Annotated in this window: 14 protein-coding genes and 1 tRNA gene; 7 read left to right on the plus strand and 8 right to left on the minus strand. The window is 68.2% G+C overall.

What is annotated here, in order from left to right; all coding sequences use genetic code 11:
• Window position 1 precedes the first annotated feature (1 nt).
• Window positions 2-505, plus strand: coding sequence for a hypothetical protein (locus ACX9GQ_RS11485; RefSeq protein WP_459629675.1), 504 nt, complete (start codon window positions 2-4; stop codon window positions 503-505).
• Between the two features lie 174 nt (window positions 506-679).
• Here the strand turns inward: ACX9GQ_RS11485 and ettA are convergent, their stop codons facing one another.
• Window positions 680-2,335: an energy-dependent translational throttle protein EttA gene (gene ettA / locus ACX9GQ_RS11490; protein ID WP_459629676.1), complete on the minus strand. Its 1,656-nt coding sequence runs from the start codon at window positions 2,333-2,335 to the stop codon at window positions 680-682.
• A 206-nt stretch (window positions 2,336-2,541) separates the two neighbouring features.
• On the opposite strand from ettA, the gene ACX9GQ_RS11495 reads away from it, so the two are divergent.
• The 4 genes from ACX9GQ_RS11495 to ACX9GQ_RS11510 all read left to right on the plus strand — a co-directional run bounded on the left by ACX9GQ_RS11495 (window position 2,542) and on the right by ACX9GQ_RS11510 (window position 5,655).
• Complete coding sequence (locus ACX9GQ_RS11495) at window positions 2,542-2,667, plus strand: hypothetical protein (RefSeq protein ID WP_459629677.1); 126 nt, start codon at window positions 2,542-2,544, stop codon at window positions 2,665-2,667.
• Between the two features lie 109 nt (window positions 2,668-2,776).
• A tRNA-Ile gene (locus tag ACX9GQ_RS11500) sits at window positions 2,777-2,852 on the plus strand.
• A gap of 93 nt (window positions 2,853-2,945) precedes the next feature.
• The gene (locus ACX9GQ_RS11505) at window positions 2,946-4,067 is read left to right on the plus strand and encodes a zinc-binding dehydrogenase (RefSeq protein WP_459629678.1); all 1,122 of its coding nucleotides are present in this window, start codon (window positions 2,946-2,948) and stop codon (window positions 4,065-4,067) included.
• Window positions 4,068-4,212: 145 nt separating this feature from the next.
• Entirely contained in the window at window positions 4,213-5,655 is a 1,443-nt protein-coding gene (locus ACX9GQ_RS11510; protein WP_459629679.1) for an amidohydrolase family protein, read from the plus strand.
• On the opposite strand, the gene ACX9GQ_RS11515 is transcribed toward ACX9GQ_RS11510, so the two are convergent.
• On the minus strand, window positions 5,645-7,093 hold the full coding sequence (locus tag ACX9GQ_RS11515) for an amidohydrolase family protein (protein WP_459629680.1): 1,449 nt from the start codon (window positions 7,091-7,093) through the stop codon (window positions 5,645-5,647). The genes ACX9GQ_RS11510 and ACX9GQ_RS11515 overlap by 11 nt on opposite strands.
• 167 nt (window positions 7,094-7,260) lie before the next feature.
• Between ACX9GQ_RS11515 and ACX9GQ_RS11520 the strand changes: the two genes are divergently transcribed.
• Window positions 7,261-8,556: an NAD(P)/FAD-dependent oxidoreductase gene (locus tag ACX9GQ_RS11520; RefSeq protein WP_459629681.1), complete on the plus strand. Its 1,296-nt coding sequence runs from the start codon at window positions 7,261-7,263 to the stop codon at window positions 8,554-8,556.
• A 39-nt stretch (window positions 8,557-8,595) separates the two neighbouring features.
• On the opposite strand, the gene ACX9GQ_RS11525 is transcribed toward ACX9GQ_RS11520, so the two are convergent.
• The 3 genes from ACX9GQ_RS11525 to ACX9GQ_RS11535 all read right to left on the minus strand — a co-directional run bounded on the left by ACX9GQ_RS11525 (window position 8,596) and on the right by ACX9GQ_RS11535 (window position 11,990).
• Window positions 8,596-9,681 carry an amino acid ABC transporter permease gene (locus tag ACX9GQ_RS11525; protein ID WP_459629682.1) on the minus strand — a complete coding sequence of 362 codons (1,086 nt, stop codon included), beginning with the start codon at window positions 9,679-9,681 and terminating at the stop codon, window positions 8,596-8,598.
• Between the two features lie 3 nt (window positions 9,682-9,684).
• Window positions 9,685-10,836 (minus strand): amino acid ABC transporter permease, encoded by a 1,152-nt coding sequence (locus ACX9GQ_RS11530; protein WP_459629683.1) that lies wholly within the window; start codon window positions 10,834-10,836, stop codon window positions 9,685-9,687.
• 116 nt (window positions 10,837-10,952) lie between these two features.
• Window positions 10,953-11,990, minus strand: a complete 1,038-nt coding sequence (locus ACX9GQ_RS11535; RefSeq protein WP_459629684.1) for an amino acid ABC transporter substrate-binding protein — start codon at window positions 11,988-11,990, stop codon at window positions 10,953-10,955.
• Window positions 11,991-12,484: 494 nt separating this feature from the next.
• On the opposite strand from ACX9GQ_RS11535, the gene ACX9GQ_RS11540 reads away from it, so the two are divergent.
• A complete protein-coding gene (locus tag ACX9GQ_RS11540) occupies window positions 12,485-13,501 on the plus strand; it encodes a glycosyltransferase family 4 protein (protein ID WP_459629879.1) in 1,017 nt (338 codons plus the stop codon).
• Window positions 13,502-13,570: 69 nt separating this feature from the next.
• Here ACX9GQ_RS11540 and ACX9GQ_RS11545 read toward each other — a convergent pair whose 3' ends face one another.
• From ACX9GQ_RS11545 to ACX9GQ_RS11555, 3 genes are read right to left on the minus strand one after another with little or no spacing between them, the layout of a single operon-like run.
• Window positions 13,571-14,815: an adenylate/guanylate cyclase domain-containing protein gene (locus ACX9GQ_RS11545; protein WP_459629685.1), complete on the minus strand. Its 1,245-nt coding sequence runs from the start codon at window positions 14,813-14,815 to the stop codon at window positions 13,571-13,573.
• Entirely contained in the window at window positions 14,812-15,207 is a 396-nt protein-coding gene (locus ACX9GQ_RS11550) for a response regulator (protein ID WP_459629686.1), read from the minus strand. Before ACX9GQ_RS11550 ends, ACX9GQ_RS11545 begins: the two co-directional genes overlap by 4 nt.
• The gene (locus ACX9GQ_RS11555) at window positions 15,204-17,243 is read right to left on the minus strand and encodes a sensor histidine kinase (RefSeq protein WP_459629687.1); all 2,040 of its coding nucleotides are present in this window, start codon (window positions 17,241-17,243) and stop codon (window positions 15,204-15,206) included. The genes ACX9GQ_RS11550 and ACX9GQ_RS11555 overlap by 4 nt, the downstream gene beginning before the upstream one ends.
• Window positions 17,244-17,333 lie beyond the last annotated feature (90 nt).

A 17,333-nucleotide genomic window follows, 5' to 3' on the forward strand; every position in this document is an offset into this window, starting at 1 on the left:
CATGCTCAGGCTTCTGCTTCGACTGGCTGCATTCTCGGCCCTCGTGGCCGCAGGCGTCACCCTGCTCGTCCCGAAGGACGCGTACCGGCTGGACATGGCGTGGGCACAGGGCCAGCCCCCGCCGCGCGCCCCGGCCCCGGCGCCGGCAGCGCCCCCTTCAGCCACCCCGGCGCCGCTTCCTCCTCTCCAGCAAGGGACGGCGGCTCCTCGCCCGCTTCCCGCCTCGCCCTTCGAGACCATGAGCAGGATGACGCTGGAGGCGAACTTCGGCGGCCCGCTGCGCGACACCGTCATCCAGCGCCTGCGGGACCCGATCGACGGGACGGTCTGCTACCTCTACCTCCCGATCAGCGTACCGCACGGCCCGCCCCTCGACGACGGGATGGTCCGCTACGGCGCAAACCCTGTCGGATCCATCAGTTGTGTGGGAGCCAGTCCAGCGCAACCGACGGCGCAGCGCGCGCCTGCGCAGTCAACGGCGCCCGCCCCTCCCGTCCGCCGGTGACGCGACGCAAGTCCGGGCGTCGGTCGAAGGAGGGCTCGGATTGCCGGCATCGGCAAGCGTGCATCCTGCCGAATGGCCGAGTGGCGAAGCCGGCCTTGTCGGCGCGCGGAGACCGGTCCGATGACCGCGTGACAAGATCCACCGGCAGGGGTCAGCCCCGCCGGTGGACAACCATTACCGCGTGAACTTCTTGTACTTGATGCGGTGCGGGATGGTGCTGTCGATGCCCAGACGCCGCTTCTTGTCCTCCTCGTAGTCCTGGAAGTTGCCCTCGAACCACTCCACATGGCTGTCGCCCTCGAAGGCGAGCATGTGCGTTGCGATGCGGTCGAGGAAGAAGCGATCGTGGCTGATGATCACGGCGCAACCGGCGAAATCCTCGAGCGCCTCCTCCAGCGCGCGCAGCGTATCGACGTCGAGGTCGTTCGTCGGCTCGTCGAGCAGCAGCACGTTGGCTCCGCTCTTCAGCATCTTGGCAAGATGGACGCGGTTGCGCTCGCCGCCCGAGAGCATGCCGACCTTCTTCTGCTGGTCGCCGCCCTTGAAGTTGAAAGCGGCGCAGTAGGCGCGCGAGTTGATCTCGCGCTTGCCGAGGTAGATCACGTCGTTGCCGTCGGAGATCTCCTGCCAGACCGTCTTGTTCGGGTCGAGCGCATCGCGCGACTGGTCGACGTAGCCGAGCTTCACGGAGTCGCCGACGGTGATGGTCCCGCCATCCGGCTTCTCCTGGCCCGTGATCATGCGGAACAGCGTCGTCTTGCCGGCGCCGTTCGGGCCGATGACGCCGACAATGCCGCCTGGCGGCAGCTTGAAGGAGAGGTTGTCGATCAGCAGGCGGTCGCCGAAGCCCTTCGACAGGTTCTCGAAGTCGATGACGTTGTTGCCCAGCCGCTCGGCGATCGGGATGACGATCTGCGCGGTCGTGGGGGCCTTGTCGTTCTGCTTGGCGACGAGGTCCTCGTAGCGCTGGATGCGGGCCTTCGACTTGGCCTGCCGCGCCTTGGGCGACGCCGAGATCCACTCCTGCTCGCGCTCGAGCGCGCGCTGGCGCGCTTCTTCCTCGCGGCCCTCCTGCTCCAGCCGCTTCTGCTTCTGCTGCAACCACGACGAGTAGTTGCCCTGGTAGGGGATGCCGCGACCGCGATCGAGCTCGAGGATCCAGCCGGTGACGTTGTCCAGGAAGTAGCGGTCGTGGGTGACGATCAGGATCGCGCCCGGATAGGTGCGCAGGTGGCCTTCGAGCCACGCCACCGTCTCGGCGTCGAGATGGTTGGTGGGCTCGTCGAGCAGCAGCATCTCCGGCTGCGACAGCAGCAGCTGGCACAGTGCGACGCGGCGGCGCTCGCCGCCGGAGAGCTTCGTCACGTCGGCGTCGTCCGGCGGGCAGCGCAGGCTGTCCATCGCCTGGTCGATCTTGCTGTCGAGGTCCCACAGGCCCTTGGCGTCGATCTCGTCCTGCAGCCGCGTCATCTCGTCGGCCGTCTCGTCCGAGTAGTTCATGGCGAGTTCGTTGTAGCGATCGAGGATCGCCTGCTGCGGCGCGACGCCGATCATGACGTTCTCGCGCACGGTCTTGGACGGATCGAGCTGCGGTTCCTGCGGCAGGTAGCCGACGCGCGCGCCCTCGGCGACCCATCCCTCGCCGACGAACTCCTTGTCGATGCCCGCCATGATGCGCAGCAGGGTCGACTTGCCCGAGCCGTTGACGCCGAGCACGCCGATCTTGGCGTCGGGGTAGAAGGAGAGATGGATGTTGTCGAGGACCTTCTTCCCGCCGGGGTAGGTCTTGGACAGGCCCTGCATGTGATAGACGAACTGGTAGGAGGCCATGCCGTCCTTCTCTTTCCCGCCGGTTTCGGAATGAGGCGTATGTAACGACGCACCGGGCCCCGGGCAAGCCCGCGCCAAGGGCCGGCGCGCGTTAACCACGTGTGCGCCAGCGCACATCGTCCTCTTCCCTGGGCCGGTATCCATCCGCTCCTGCCCGCCCCGCGGACGCCCCTTCCCCGGCTCAGGCCGGCCCCGAGGAGGACACCATGATCGAGACCATCGTCGACACCGTTCTCGACATCATCGGCGACGTGATCTTCCGCGGCGTGGCTCTGGTGCTCGGCCGCCGTGACGGCATCCCCGGCGACGGCTCCCCCGGGCCCTGCGACTGAGGCCGCACGGTGGCGCCCGCGGCCGCAATGACCGGTGACGTGGCTGGACGCGACGTCGGCTCCCCACCTCCGTTGCCCGCCCCGTGCCGGATGCGCTACACCGCTGCGGGGGCCTGTAGCTCAATGGTTAGAGCCGACCGCTCATAACGGTCTGGTTGCAGGTTCGAGTCCTGCCGGGCCCACCACTTCCAGGATGCGCACCGTCGGCACCAGCCATCGACGCGAGGTGCAGGTCCGCTGATCATGCTACTCCTGGGCCCGACCGGCAGGAGAACACCATGGCGCAGGACGGCCTCGAACTTCGCACCCTGATCACGCAGGACGGCCAGCTTCGGATCAGCCTGGAAGCGGTGACGATCGGTGACCCGGGACCGGGCGAGATCGTCGTGCGGGTGGAGGCGGCGCCCATCAATCCCTCGGACCTTGCGCTACTTCTCGGACCTGCCGATCCGGCCACGATGGCCGCCGGCGGGACGGCCGGGCAGCCGATGCTCCTGGCGCAGGTCGCGCCGCAACATCTCGGCGCCGTCCGCGGGCGCATCGGGCAGCCGATGCCGGCCGGCAACGAGGGCGCGGGCACCGTCATCACGGCCGGGCCCGACGTCGCCGACCTCGTGGGGCGGAAGGTGGGGATGTGGGGCGGAGGCATGTACGCGACGGTGCGCAAGATCGCTGCCCGCGACTGCATCGTCCTCCCGGACGGCGTCGAAGCCCGGGAGGGCGCATCCCTGTTCGTCAACCCGCTGACCGCTCTCGGCTTCGTCGAAACGATGCGAATGGAGGGTCATTCCGCGATCGTGCATACCGCCGCAGCCTCGAACCTCGGGCAGATGCTGGTGCGGATCTGCAAGGCGGACGGCATCCCGCTGGTCAACGTGGTCCGCAGCCAGGCTCAGGTCGACCTGCTGCGCAGCATCGGCGCGCAGCACGTCGTGGACACCAGCAAGCCGGACTTCGACGCCCGGCTGGACGAGGCCCTCACCGCCACGGGCGCGACGCTGGGCTTCGACGCCGTGGGCGGCGGCGAACTCGCGAGCCGCATCCTGAACGCGATGGAGGCGGTCGCCGTGCGGTCGATGCCGACCTACAACCGCTATGGATCGACCGTGCCCAAGCAGGTCTACATCTACGGCCTGCTCGATCCGAGCCCGCTCGTCCTGCGTCGCGGCTTCGGCTTCGCCTGGAGCGTCGGCGGATGGCTCCTTCCCAACTTCCTGCAGAAGGCGGGACGGGACGTCGCGGCCCGCATGCGCCAGCGGGTCGTCGATGAGATCCGCACCACCTTCGCCAGCCACTACACCCGGACCGTGGGCCTGGCCGACATGCTCGCGCCGGACGTGATGGCTGCGGCCCAGAGGAAGAGCACCGGCGAGAAGATCCTCGTCGATCCACGCATCTGAGGCCCGGTTTCTCCTGCGTGGATTCTTCGCCCGTGCGGGCGCGGACGGCGGCGCGGGCCGGGCCGCGGCGGCCGCGGGCCGTGATTGACGAGGGCTCGTGCGTTCGTCGACAGTCGTACGCGCTTCAGCCCCCACGAGAGTCCGCATGACCGCTCCCGTTACCGTCATCCGCAATTGCGCCTGGGCCATCACCCGCGCCGAGGGTGAGACCGCCCACAGCTACCGGCAGGCCATCGACATCGCCTTTGCCGGGGGAATGATCACCCATGTCGGTCCCGCCTACGCCGGCCCGGCGGATGTCGTCATCGAGGGCGGACGCTCCCTGGTCATGCCGGGCCTCGTCAACATCCACTGCCATTCAGGGGACGAGCCGATCGCCAAGGGCCTGTTCGAGGATGTCGGCACCGCCGCGCTCTGGGGCAATGCGCTCTACGAGTTCTCTGCGCTGATCGACTCCGATGCCGACTCCAAGGACGCCTGCCAGATCGTGATGCTGGCCGACCTCATGCGCTCGGGCGTGTCCAGCTGTCTCGACATCGCCGGCGTGCATCCCCACTGGCTGTCGCTCGCCGCCCAGAGCGGCATGCGGACCTGGCTCGCGCCGGGCTTCCGCGAGGCGGCCTGGCGAATGGAGGGAAGCCACCGGCTCGATTTCGAGTGGAACGTGGCCCGCGGGCGTGAACGCTACCAGGAGGCGTTGCGGTTCGTCGACGAGGCGAGAGCGCATCCGTCCGGCCGTATCGACGGCGTCGTCGCCCCCTCCCAGATCGAGACCTGCTCCGAAACGTTGCTGCAGGAGGCGGCCGGCGCCGCGCGCGCCAGGGGCGCCCGAATCACGATCCACGGCGCGCAGACCATGGCAGAGCACGAGGAGCTGCTGCGGCGCACGGGAGAGACCGCGCCGCAGATGATGGAGCGCCTGGGGCTCCTGGGCCCCGATCTCATCATCGGCCACTGCATCTTCCTCGATCACCATAGCTGGACGCGCCAGCGGACGCGCGACGATCTCGCGAGACTGGCGCGGTCGGGGACGACAGTGGCGCATTGTCCGGTCACGTTTGCACGCTCGGGCATGACGCTGCAGTCTCTCGGCGGCTACCGCCGTGCGGGCGTCAACGTCGGGATCGGCACCGACAGCTACCCCTTCAACATGCTGGAGGAGATGCGCGAAGCGCTGATCTGCTCGCGCGTCGCAGCGGGATCCGTCTTCGATCTGGACACGGGCACCCTGTTCGACATCGCGACCACCGGTGGGGCGCGGGCGCTCGGGCGCGACGACATCGGGCGCATTACGGTCGGGGCCAGGGCCGACCTGGTGCTGGTCGATCTCGACCAGCCGACGATGCAGCCCGTGCACGATCCGCTGCGCAGCCTCCTTCACTGCGCCGCCGAGCGCGCCGTGCGCGACGTGTTCATCGACGGGCACCACGTGGTCAGCGATCACCGCGTGACGACGCTCGACGTCGACGGCGCCGTGCGCCAGTTGCATGACGCGCAGAGGCGCGCCTGCCGTGTGGCCGAGCAGGCCGATCCCCAGCGCCGCCCGCTGGCGAAGCTGGCCCCCCTGTCGTTGCCGCTCAGTCCCTGATCGGGAACACGCGCGGGCTCAGCTGGTCGAGCCTGCGGCCGGCCCAGTCGTGGCGGGGCGCCGCGGCGATGGCTTCGCCTTGGGCGCGCCGAAGCAGCTCGATGTCCTCCTCGATCCCGAAGTCGACGGTCTCGCCAGCCTTCACGACCTGACGCCCGTCGACGTAGACGTCGCGAATGGCCTGGTCGTTGGCGGAGTAGACGAGGCTGCGGATCGGCTCGTAGTCGGGCTGCATGGTGGGGTTGCGCATGTCCACGACGGAGAAGTCGGCCCTGCAGCCCGGCGCCAGCCGGCCGAGATCGGGTCGGCGGATCATGTCGGCGCCCATGGCCGTCGCCGCCATAAACACGTCGTGGGTCGTGGATGCCGTGAAGCTGCCCGCGACGATCCGGCCCGCGTAGCAGGCCATGCGCATCTCATCGAGCATGTTGTGGGGGAAGCTGTCCGTGCCGATGCCGCACCGGATGCCGGCCTTCACGTAGCGCGAGAGCGTGTTGAGCGCGATGCCGCGTCGCGCGAACACGACGGGACAATGGGCCACCATGGCACCCGAGTCGCGCAGCATCTCGAAATCCCGGGCGTGCGGATAGTGGATCCAGGGGTGATCGTTGAGGAAGATGCAGTGCCCGATGATCGTGTCAGGCCCGAGCGCGCCGATGCGGTCGAGCCACTCCACGGGGGTCGCCCCGTAGCGGCGAACGATCTCCTGGAACTCGACGATGCTCTGCGCGGCGTGGATCTGGATCGGCTGGTTGCGCTCGCGCGCCGCCGCGAGGGCATCGCGGATCTGCCCTTCGGAGCAGGTATCGATCTGCGCCGGACCGAAGAAGCCGGTGATCCGTCCGGAGGGATGCCGCGAGGCCTCGTCCGCTATCGCGATGGCGTCCTTCAGGGCCTTGTCGCCGGCAGCGAAATCGAGGTTGTACTCGACCGAATGGCCGTTGGTGGTCTTCCACGGGCCCGAACGGAACATGCCCCAGAGCACCGCGCGAATGCCGGTCTCGGCATAGTCGTCGGCCCATTCCGGCCGTGGGCGCCCCAGATCGCAGATGGTCGTGACGCCGCTCTTGAGCAGTTCCGAAACGGCCACACGCAGGCACGGGCGCGTGTACTGCGGCCCGACCTGGAACACGGGCATGAACTCGTAGAGCGAGCTCTGACCGAGCTTGGGCGATCCGAGTTCCTCCAGCATGCCCTTCCAGCCGGGCTCGTGGCCCGGATGGCTGTGGATGTCGACGAACCCGGGAATGAGCATCATGTCGCGGCCGTCGATCTCCCGCGCCGCCGGCCCGCGATAGTCCTTGCCGACATGCACGATATCCCGGCCCGAGAAAGCGAAGTCCGCTCCGCGCAGGTAGACGTGGGACCTGGCGGCCTCGTCCCAGGCCACCAGCCAATCGCAATGACGGAAAACGGTAACGGTAGCGGCATCGCTCATCTGCAACTCTTCGGTCGACGGGGTGGAACCGGGAGTTTAACGGTGTGCGGTGCGGCTCCGCCAGACATTCCCGTGACCATCCACTCGGAGTGCGATCGGGCTCGCTCGCCGCGCACGCTGGAAGCAATTCCTGGCGGAATGCGTCGATGGTCAGCGATATTGGTCCCATGAGCGAATACGTCGATTCCCACTACGCCCGAACGCGCCGCTCGTCGCCGGGGAGGGCCGCTCTGGGCGGCCCGGTCGACGTCGACGTGGCGATCGTCGGCGGCGGGCTGGCAGGCCTGACCGCCGCGATCGAACTCGCCCGAGCCGGACGCAAGGTTGCGGTCCTGGAAGCCGAGCGCATCGGCTGGGGCGCATCAGGCCGCAACGGCGGCTTCGTCGGGCCAGGCTACGCCACGAGCCTTTCGCACATCGCGCTGATGGCGGGTCGCGACGCGGCCCACGAACTCTACCGGCTCTCCATCGAGGGCGTGCGCATCGTCGAGGAGAACCTCTCCGCTCTGCAAGCGACCGACAACGTCGCCACCTATGGCAAGCTGAGCGTGATGCGCTACACGGCCGCTCCGGCGCTGAAGGCGCGGCAGGAGCAGATGGCGCGCGATTTCGGCTACGAGCTCGAGTTCCGCGATCGCGAGCAGGTGCGTGCCATGCTGCGGTCGAGCAAGTACTACGAGGCGCTGTTCGATCCCCGGGCTTTTCATTTCCACCCCCTGAACTACGCGCTGGACCTTGCCGCCGGCAGCGAGGCGTTGGGTGCGCGAATCTTCGAGGGATCGCCCGTCGTCGCATCGGACCTCGATGGCTCGACCAAGCTCCTGCGCACTCCGGGCGGTCAGGTCAAGGCACGGGACGTGGTGTTCGCAACGGGTGGCTACACGGGCGACGTGTCCCGAACGCTGCGGGGCGCGATGCTGCCGATCGCGACCTACGTGCTCCTGACGGAAGTCGCACCCGAGCGGATCGCCGAGGTCATCGGCGTGCCCTACGCCATCAGCGACAACCGGCGGGCCGGCGACTACTACCGCCTCGTCGAAGGCGGGCGCAGGCTGCTCTGGGGCGGGCGCATCACCACGCGCACCAGCGAGCCGGCGCGGCTGGCAGAGAAGCTTCGCGCCACGATGGTGTCGACCTACCCCCAGCTCGCCGGCATCGGGATCGACGCCGCCTGGTCGGGGCTGATGGCCTATGCCCGGCACCTCATGCCGATGATCGGGCAGATGAAGCCGAATGTCTGGCACTGCTACGGCTTCGGCGGGCACGGCCTCAACACCACCGCCATCGGCGGGCGCGTCGTCGCCGAGGGCATCCTCGGCACCAGCGACCGCTACAGGCTCTACGCGCCTTTCGGCCTGAACTGGGCGGGCGGCCCCTTCGGCGTCGCCGCCGCGCAGATGACCTACTGGACGTACCAGGCCATGGACTTCGTCCGGGAGTTCCGGGCCGCCCGGGCCGGCTGAGCGCTGCGACGCCGGGAAACAATTCTTCCGGTGCCTGCCCTAGTCGTGCCCGGTCCTCAGCCGGCGCTCCAGATAGCGGCTGTATGCGCCCATTCCGTAGGAGAACACCAGGTAGACCGCGGCCGCGAACAGGTAGGCCTCCAGCACGGCTGCACCGACCCATTCCGGATCGAGCATGGCGGTGCGGATCGTCGACAGGAAGTCGAGCAGGCCGATGATCGTCACCAGCGTCGTGTCCTGGAAGAAGCCGATCGAGATGTTGACCAGCGGCGGTATGACGATCCTCAGCGCCGGCGGAAGCACGATGAGCCGCATCGCCTGCCAGTAGTGGAGCCCGAGTGAACTGGCCGCCTCGTACTGGCCGCGGGGAATGGCCTGAAGCCCGCCGCGTACGGCTTCGGCGATATAGGCGCCGGCAAAGATGATGATCGCGATCTGAGCCCGGAGCAGCTTGTCGACCGTCATGCCGGTCGGCATGAACAGCGGCAGCATCACCGAGGCCATGAAGAGGATCGAGATCAGCGGCACGCCGCGAATGACCTCGATGAACATGACCGCGATCACCCGAATCGCGGGCAGGTTCGACGCGCGCGCCAGGGCGAGCACGACACCGAGCGGGAAGCCAAGGGCGAGGCCTACCGCCGTGAGGATGAAGGAGAGCGGCAGGCCGCTCCAGAGCGTCGTGGGAACCGGCTTCAGGCCGAGGACGCCGCCGGCGATCAGCACCATGCCCGCGACGACGACGAAGGCCCAGACGGCGAGAAGCCAGCGCCCCCAGAACCGCGGCACCATGGACACGCCGACGGCGGCGAAGAACAGGGCCATCGCCAGGGCGGGCCGCCAATGCTCCTCGTAGGGATAGACCCCGAAGACCATGAAGCGGGCCTTGGCGGCGAGGAACGGGACGCACAATCCGCTCCCGGCGCGGCAGGCGGCAGAGCCTCCCTCCGTGACCGCGCGCGTGACCAGCCAGCCCCAAGCCGTTTTGGCGACGAGCCAGAACAGCCACAGGCAGACGAGCGAAATCAGCGCGTTGAGCGGCGTGCCGAAGAGCGGCTTGACGACGCGCTGCCAGGGCCCGGGCCTGGGCGGCGGCGCGATCGCCGCCGTGTCGCTGTGCAGCATGGCTCAACGCTCCTTCAGGGCCACGCGGGCGTTGTACCAGTTCATGAACAGCGAGATGACGATCGAAATGCCGAGATAGACCAGCATCATGATGGCGATGCCTTCGATGGCCTGCCCGGTCTGGTTCATCGTGGTGTTGGTGACGAGAACGAGGTCGGGGTAGCCGATGGCGGTCGCCAGCGAGGAGTTCTTGAACAGGCTCAGATAGGCGCTGGTCAGCGGCGGGATGATCACCCGCAGCGCCTGCGGGAGAATGACGAGCCGCAGCGCCAGGCGACGGTCCAGCCCGAGCGACCGCGAGGCATCCCACTGCCCCTTGCTCACCGAGAGAATGCCGGAGCGGACCGTCTCGGCGATGCCGGCCGAAGCGGAGAGCGTCAGGCCCATCAGGAGCGCCGTGAACTCGGGCTTAAGATGAGCGCCCCCCGCAAGCCGGAAACGACCCTTTTCCGGATAATCGATGGTGACCTCCGGCTGGAACACCATGAGCGCGACCAGCGCCGGCCCGAGCAGCGCGAGAAGCACCCACGGCCACATCCGCCGTTCCACGCCGGTGGAGACCCGCCGCGCGATCATGCGCCGGCGCACGACGAGGCTCAGGACGACGCCGGCGACGAGGGCGAGCAGCACCTTCGTGTGCGCCGGCGTCCAGTTCATGGCCGGGATGGTCACGCCGCTGTTCGAGATGAACACATGCGGGGCCAACTCGATGGCTTCCCGCACCGGCGGAAGGGTCGTGACGATGAGCCCGTACCACAGGAACAGGTAGAGCAGCAGAGGAACGTTGCGCAGCGCCTCGACGTAGAGGAAGGCCAGCGCCCGCAGCAGGGGATTGCCCGACAGGCGCGCGACGCCGACGAGAAGGCCGATGATCGTCGAGAAGACGACCGCGAGCGCCGAGACGAAGATGGTGTTGAGCACCCCCGTCAGCAGCGCGCGGGCAAAGCTGTCCGTCGGCTTGTAGTCGATGAAACTCGAACTGATCACGAACCCCGCTTCGCGGCCGAGAAAGGCGAAGCCCGTCGCGATGTTCTGGTCCGCGAGCTTCTGCGAGACGTTCGAGGCGAGATACCAGCCGGTGGCGACGACGCCGACAACCGCCAGCACCTGATAGAGGATGGCGCGCACGCGCAGGTCGTAGAACAGGCGCGTCATCGCGGCGTGCTCGTCCGGCGGGTCTGGTCGGGGGCGGGATGGAACGGCAGGCGGCCTGGCAGCCGCCCGCCTCCAGGAGCGATCAGGCCCACGAGAGGCCGGATCAGTGGGTTCGCTTACCGGAACGGCGGCGAATAGAGCAGGCCGCCTTCGGTCCAGAGCTTGTTCGGACCGCGGGAGAGACCGATGGGCGTATCCGGCCCGACGTTCCGGTTGAAGATCTCGGCGTAGTTGCCGACGCCCTTGATGACGTTGTAGGCCCAGCGCGGCTCGAGGCCGAGCATCTTGCCGAAGTCGCCGGTGACGCCCAGCAGGCGCTGCACCTCCGGATCCTTGCTGGTCAGGAACGTGTCGACGTTGGCCTGGGTGATCTTGAGCTCTTCGGCGGCGACCATCGCGAAGAACGCCCAGCTGACGATGTCGCGCCAGTTCGCGTCGTTCTGCCGCACGACCGGCGCCAGCGGCTCCTTCGAGATCGTCTCAGGCAGGATCACGTGGGCCTTGGGGTCCGGTGCAACCGCGCGAACCGAGGCCAGGTCCGAGCGGTCCGTCGTGATCGCGTCGCAGCGGCCGGTGAAGTAGGCGTTCCGCCACTCGTCGGAATTCTCGAAGACGACGGCCTCGTACTTGATGTTCCGGGGCCGGAAGTAGTCCTCGAGGTTCTGCTGCGTCGTCGTGCCGGGCAGCACGCAGACGACCGCGCTGCCCAGTTCGCCAGCGCTCTTCACGTTGAGCTTGGCCGGAACCATGATGCCCTGGCCGTCGTAGAAGACGATCGGTCCGAAATCGAGCCCGAGCGAATTGTCGCGGGTGAAAGTCCAGGTGGTCTGGCGCGAGAGAAGGTCGACCTCTCCCGACTGAAGGCCCTGGAAGCGGACATTGGTGCTGAGCGGGATCGACTCGACCTTGTCCGGATCACCGAACACCGCGGCCGATACGGCCCGGCAGACATCCTGGTCGAATCCGCGCCGCACGCCCTTGTTGTCGGCGTAGGAGAATCCGGCCGCCACGGGCGACACGCCGCACAGCACCTTGCCGCGTTTCTTGACCGCTTCGAGCGTGGCCTGCGCCTGCGCCGGCGCGGATACGACCAACCCCAGACCGAGCGCGATGCCAATGCCAGCAACCAGCCCCAACGCCTTGGACTTTTTCATGAAGATCCTCCCTGCACGAGGCTCGGACGCCCCGCCACAAGGTCAAGCTATATCAGCCCAAGTGCCTCGACAATTCGGATGCCTGCCGTTCAGCCGCCTTTCCTGACGCCGTTCCTGCGGGACAAGGCGGCCGCTCGAACCGACCTTCCAGCCGGGCCTTGGAGCATCGCTGGAATGCCACGACCGGTACCACGGCGACCGGTTCGAAGGCCGGAAGGCGAGATGGTCGCCGAAGCCGCCTGCCCGTCCGAATCCTCACCTGACCTGAAGGGCACTGGAGACACGAGGCCGACTCCCGCCGCGTCAGGGCCACGTCCCGGTTCGACGCGACGACGGGCGCGGAAGGCCGCGCGGCGCCGACTGTCATCTCAACGACAAGCAAATCACATCCTTCCTCGAGGGAGGAGGAACGAGCGATGTTCCATTCGCCTGGCCAGGGCCACAGCCCTGATGGTGCCGACGTTGCGAGACTGACCGCCGCGGCGGCCTCGCCTTTGCGCATCCTGCTCGCGACCGACGCGTGGGCGCCGCAGGTGAACGGCGTGGTGACGACGCTTCAGGCGCTCGAGCGCAATGCGCCGCGCCATGGGGCGCACATCGTTCCGCTGACACCGGATGGCTTCCGGACCGTCGGCCTTCCCGGATACGCGGACATCCGCCTGGCTCTGGCAGGCCGCGCCGAGGTTGCCCGGCGCATCGAGGACGCCCGGCCCCAGGCGATCCATGTCGCGACGGAGGGGCCGATCGGGATGCGGGTCCGGCAGTACTGCCTCGATCACCGGCTCCCCTTCACCACCTGCTACCATACGCGATACCCGGAATACCTCGCCGCGCGGCTGCCCGTGCCGCTTGCCGCGAGCTACGCGTGGTTGCGCCGTTTCCACAACGCCGGCACGGCGACGATGGTGGCGACGCCAGCCCTGCAGCGCGACCTCGCGGCGCAGGGCTTCCAACGCACGGTGCTGTGGAAGCGCGGCATCGACGTCGAGGCGTTTGCGGCCGGGCGCAGCGGAGCGCTGCACGTTCCCAGGCCGATCTCGCTCTTCGTCGGCCGCCTGGCGGTGGAGAAGAACGTCGAGGCCTTCCTCGCGCTCGACCTGCCGGGCACGAAGGTGGTGGTGGGTGACGGGCCCCAGCGGAAGGAACTCGAGGCTCGTTTCCCGAACGCCGTCTTCCTCGGGTTCAGGAGCGGGAGGGAACTGGCCGACATCTACGCGTCCGCCGACGTCTTCGTGTTCCCTAGCCGCACCGACACGTTCGGCCTCGTCCTGATCGAGGCAATGGCGGCCGGGCTTCCGGTCGCCGCCTATCCGGTATCCGGCCCGCGCGACATCCTCGCCGGCTCCGGCTGCGGCGCCCTGCGCGAAGACCTGCGCATCGCCGTGCTGGCGGCGCTGGCGCTGCCCCGTGAACGCTGCCGTGCCTTCGCCCGGCAGTTCGGGCTCGACGACAGCACGCGGTCCTTCATCGCCAACGTTCGGACCGCGCTCCTGCAAGCCGCCGCCTCGTGATCATCCCGCGAAGTCGGGGTGGCGACGATCTCGACACCGTCAGGCGAGGCGAACAAGGCGCGCAGGAGGCTAGCGCACAGTCAGTTCGACCCCGTGCTCGCCCGCGAGAAGCCGTCGAAGATGGAAGCTGGCCAGATGGTCCTGGGGCGCGGCGGCGACGAGGCCTGCGAACGCGGCGAGAGCGTTCGGGTCACGATCCTGCATCAGCGCGAAGGCCCTGCCATAGGTGTCCGCATCAGCCCCCGCGCGAAGCGGTTCGTGACAGCGGATGGGCGACGAGCGGCCACGAAGAACGAGGTCGCCCACCGGACGCGTTGGCGCGTCCGGCGCCCGCTGCTTCACCGCGTCACTGACCAGGATGCGGGTCCCCAGCGGCTTGTTCGCGGCCTCCAGCCGGGAGGCGACGTTGATGGTGTCGCCATAGGCCGTGTAGTCAAAAAGCTGCTCGTGCCCGAAGGTGCCGACGAGCGCCGGCCCGGCGTGGATCCCGATCCGCGTACAGCCAAGCGCGTGTCCCTCCGCGATCCACCGCTGCCGCATCGCCTCCGCGAAATCGTCGATGGCGAGGGCGCATGCAAGGGCGCGGGCCGCATGATCATGCTGCTCCTTCGGCGCCCCGAAGAGCACGTACAGGGCGTCGCCCATTACCTTGGCGACCGTGCCGCCGTGCCCGAAGACGAGAGCCGTCATTCCCCCGAGATACTCGTTGAGCAGCCGGGACAGGATGCTTGCGTCGAGGGACTCGACCAGTGACGTGAACCCCGCGATATCCGTGAACATCACGGTGAGGTCTCGTCGACCGCCCGACAGGGATTCGGCACCGCCGCCCGTGGCCAGTTCGGCGGCGAGGTTCGGCGAGAAGTAGCGGGACAACGCGATCTGCGCGCGCTCCGCCGCGAGGACCCGTTCCTTGGCGAGCCTCGCCTCGCGCACATGCTGCATCGTCTTCGCCAGCGTGGCCTCGAAGTCGGCGAAGTCGATCGGCTTGATGAGGAAGTCGAAGGCGCCCCGGTTCATCGCCGACCGGATGTTGCCCATGTCGCCATAGGCCGAGACGATGACGGTGCAGACCTTCTCCTCGCGGTCCTGGAGACGGCCGAGGAGCGTCAGCCCGTCCATGCGGGGCATGTTGATGTCCGTCACCACCAGGTCGAACGGACCGTCCCTCTCCAGCACGTCGAGCGCACTGACGCCGTCCCCGGCGAAGAGGAAGGACATGTCGCCATCGCGGATGGCGCGGCGGAAGCGCTGCTGGACGAGAGCCTCGACGTCCGGCTCGTCGTCCACCACGAGGATCCTCGCCGGCCCGGTCAAGCCGGTACTCCGCCGCCGAGGAGCGCGTCGATCTTGCGCCGCAGGTGCTCGAAGTCGATCGGCTTGGGGACGAGCCCGGTCGCTCCGCCCGCCGCGGCGCGCTGCCGCGTCTCGGCATCGCCGTAGGCCGTGATCATGATCACGGGCAGGTCGGGCCGGGCCGCCTTCACGCGTTCCAGCAGGTCGAGCCCGCTCATCCCCGGCATGTTGATGTCGGAGAGCAGCAGGATGACATGCACATCGCGCGCATCGTCGAGAAACGCGATCGCGCCCGGGCCTGACGAGGCAAAGGCCATCTCGAAGCGGCCGGCGCGCAGGTCGCGACGGAACTGTTGGCGGAAGAGGGGCTCGATGTCGGCCTCGTCGTCCACGACGAGGATGAGCGCAGTCATGCGGACGAACTCTCCTTTGGCGGCTGGCGCGGAATGGTGACGATGAATTCGGTGAAGTGGCCCGGCTCCGAGAAGACGTCGATCTTGCCGCCGTGCTGCTTGGCGACGATGTCGTGGGAAATCGAGAGGCCGAGGCCGGTCCCCTGCCCGGCGGGCTTGGTGGTGAAGAAGGGCTCGAAGATGCGTGCGCGGATGTCGGGGGGAATGCCCACGCCGTTGTCGCGGATCTTGATGCGCACCCGGTCGCCGCGCGAGCGGGTGGTGATCGTCACCTCGGGAGGCGTCGAGGGATCGTCTGCCGCGCGCTTTTCCGTGGCCTGGAAGGCGTTGCCGACGAGGTTGAGGAGAACCCGCGTGAACTCCTGCGGGTAGATCACGACCTCGCCCGCCTGCGGGTCGAAGTGCCGGTGGATCGTGACGTTGAACCCCGGCCGTTCCGCCCGCGCGCCGTGGTAGGCGAGGTTCACCGCCTCCTCGACGACCGTGTTGAGATCGATGGCCCGCGCCTCCCCCGCACCGCCGCGCGAGTGCAGCAGCATGTTGCGCACGATGGAGTCGGCGCGCTTTCCATGCTGCACGATGCGGCCGAGATTGCCCTTGAGCAGGTCCGCTACCTCGTCGATCTCCTCGCGCCGCGACGCCGGTATCGCATCACCTGCCGCATCGACGGCGCTTCGCAGTTCGTCGACGAGGCCGGTCGACAGCTCAGCGAAATTGTTGACGAAGTTGAGCGGGTTCTTGATCTCGTGGGCGATGCCGGCGGTGAGCTGGCCCAGCGAGGCCAGCTTCTCGGTCTGGACCAGCCGATCCTGCGCGGCGCGGAGGTCCTCGAGCGAGCGACGCAGCGCGTCGGTGCGGGCCTCGACCTTCGCCTCGAGCGTCTCCTGGGCGTCCTGGATCCGTCCAGCCATGTCATTGAATCGCACGGCGAGGGTGCCGATCTCGTCGCGCGACGTGATGGCAATGCGCTGCGTCAGGTCGCCCTCGCCGAGGCGCTCGGCGCCCGCCTGCAGCTGCTTCAGGGGTACGACAAGACGGCTCGCCAGCATCGCGCCGAGAACGACGGCCACGAGCAGGCCCAGCGCCAGGAGCCCGAGCGTCTGCATCGCGGACACGACGACGGGCTTCAGGACCTCCCTCATCGGCAACTCGATGAAGACGATCCAGCCGAGCCGCGGAACCCGCACATGGGTCGACAGCACCTTCTCCCCGTCCAGCCCGTCGACCTGAACGGGCGCCCCGTCGCCATTTCCCGCCAGGGCCGCCGCGACCTGGGGCATCGCGGCGAGGTCCGATCCTCGGAGGACGAGGCTCATGTCCGGGTGGGAGACCAGCTTTCCCGTTTCGTCGGTGACGAAGGCGTAGCCGTTCTCGCCGACACGCACGGAGCTGACCACGTCCCAGATCAGCTTCAGGTTGACCGCAGCCGACGTGACGCCCGGATTGCGCCCTGCGTGCGCCATCGAAAGGGTCATGTAGGGCTCGGAACCGCGCCGGAAGGTCACCGGCCCGTACCACGTCTTGCGCGCCACCGCCTCGGTGAAGCGGACGTCGTTCGAATAGTCCTTGCCGCTGCCCACCACATCGGGCTCGAGCCGGGAATAGCGCAGCTGCTCCTTGCCGCTCCCGTCGATCTGGACGACGTCGGTGATCGGCGGCGCCTGGCGCAGGAGCCGGATGAAGTCGTACCGCCTTTGGTCCAGCCCGGCGCGGGCCCACTCGGCGCGTGTCGTCCAGCCGACCTGTGTCTCGATCCCGTCGAAGAACTGGACCACCCGTTCTGCCGTGGCCACGGCCTTTTCACGCTGCACCTCGGAGGCGGCGGACAGCGCCTCCCGGTAGGACAGCGCCATGTTGATCGCCCCGTTGAGCACCAGCGCGAGGGTCACCAGCACCACCATGGTGACGGTGATGCGCCGCGACAGCCCGGCAGGAAAAAGCGAGGTGAGAGCAGTACGCCACCGACCCGGCCTTGCCTTCCCCGAGGCACCGGGCACCGCCTGGTCCGCAATGGACGATTCGAGCGTGTCTGCCATGCCCCCCGACGGCGATGGAGCCGAGGGCCGCGGACTGAATTCCCGCGGCAACAACCTATAGTCGCACAATCAGGGGCCTGCTGGTATCCT

The sequence above is a fragment of the Alsobacter sp. R-9 genome, from assembly GCF_054612375.1.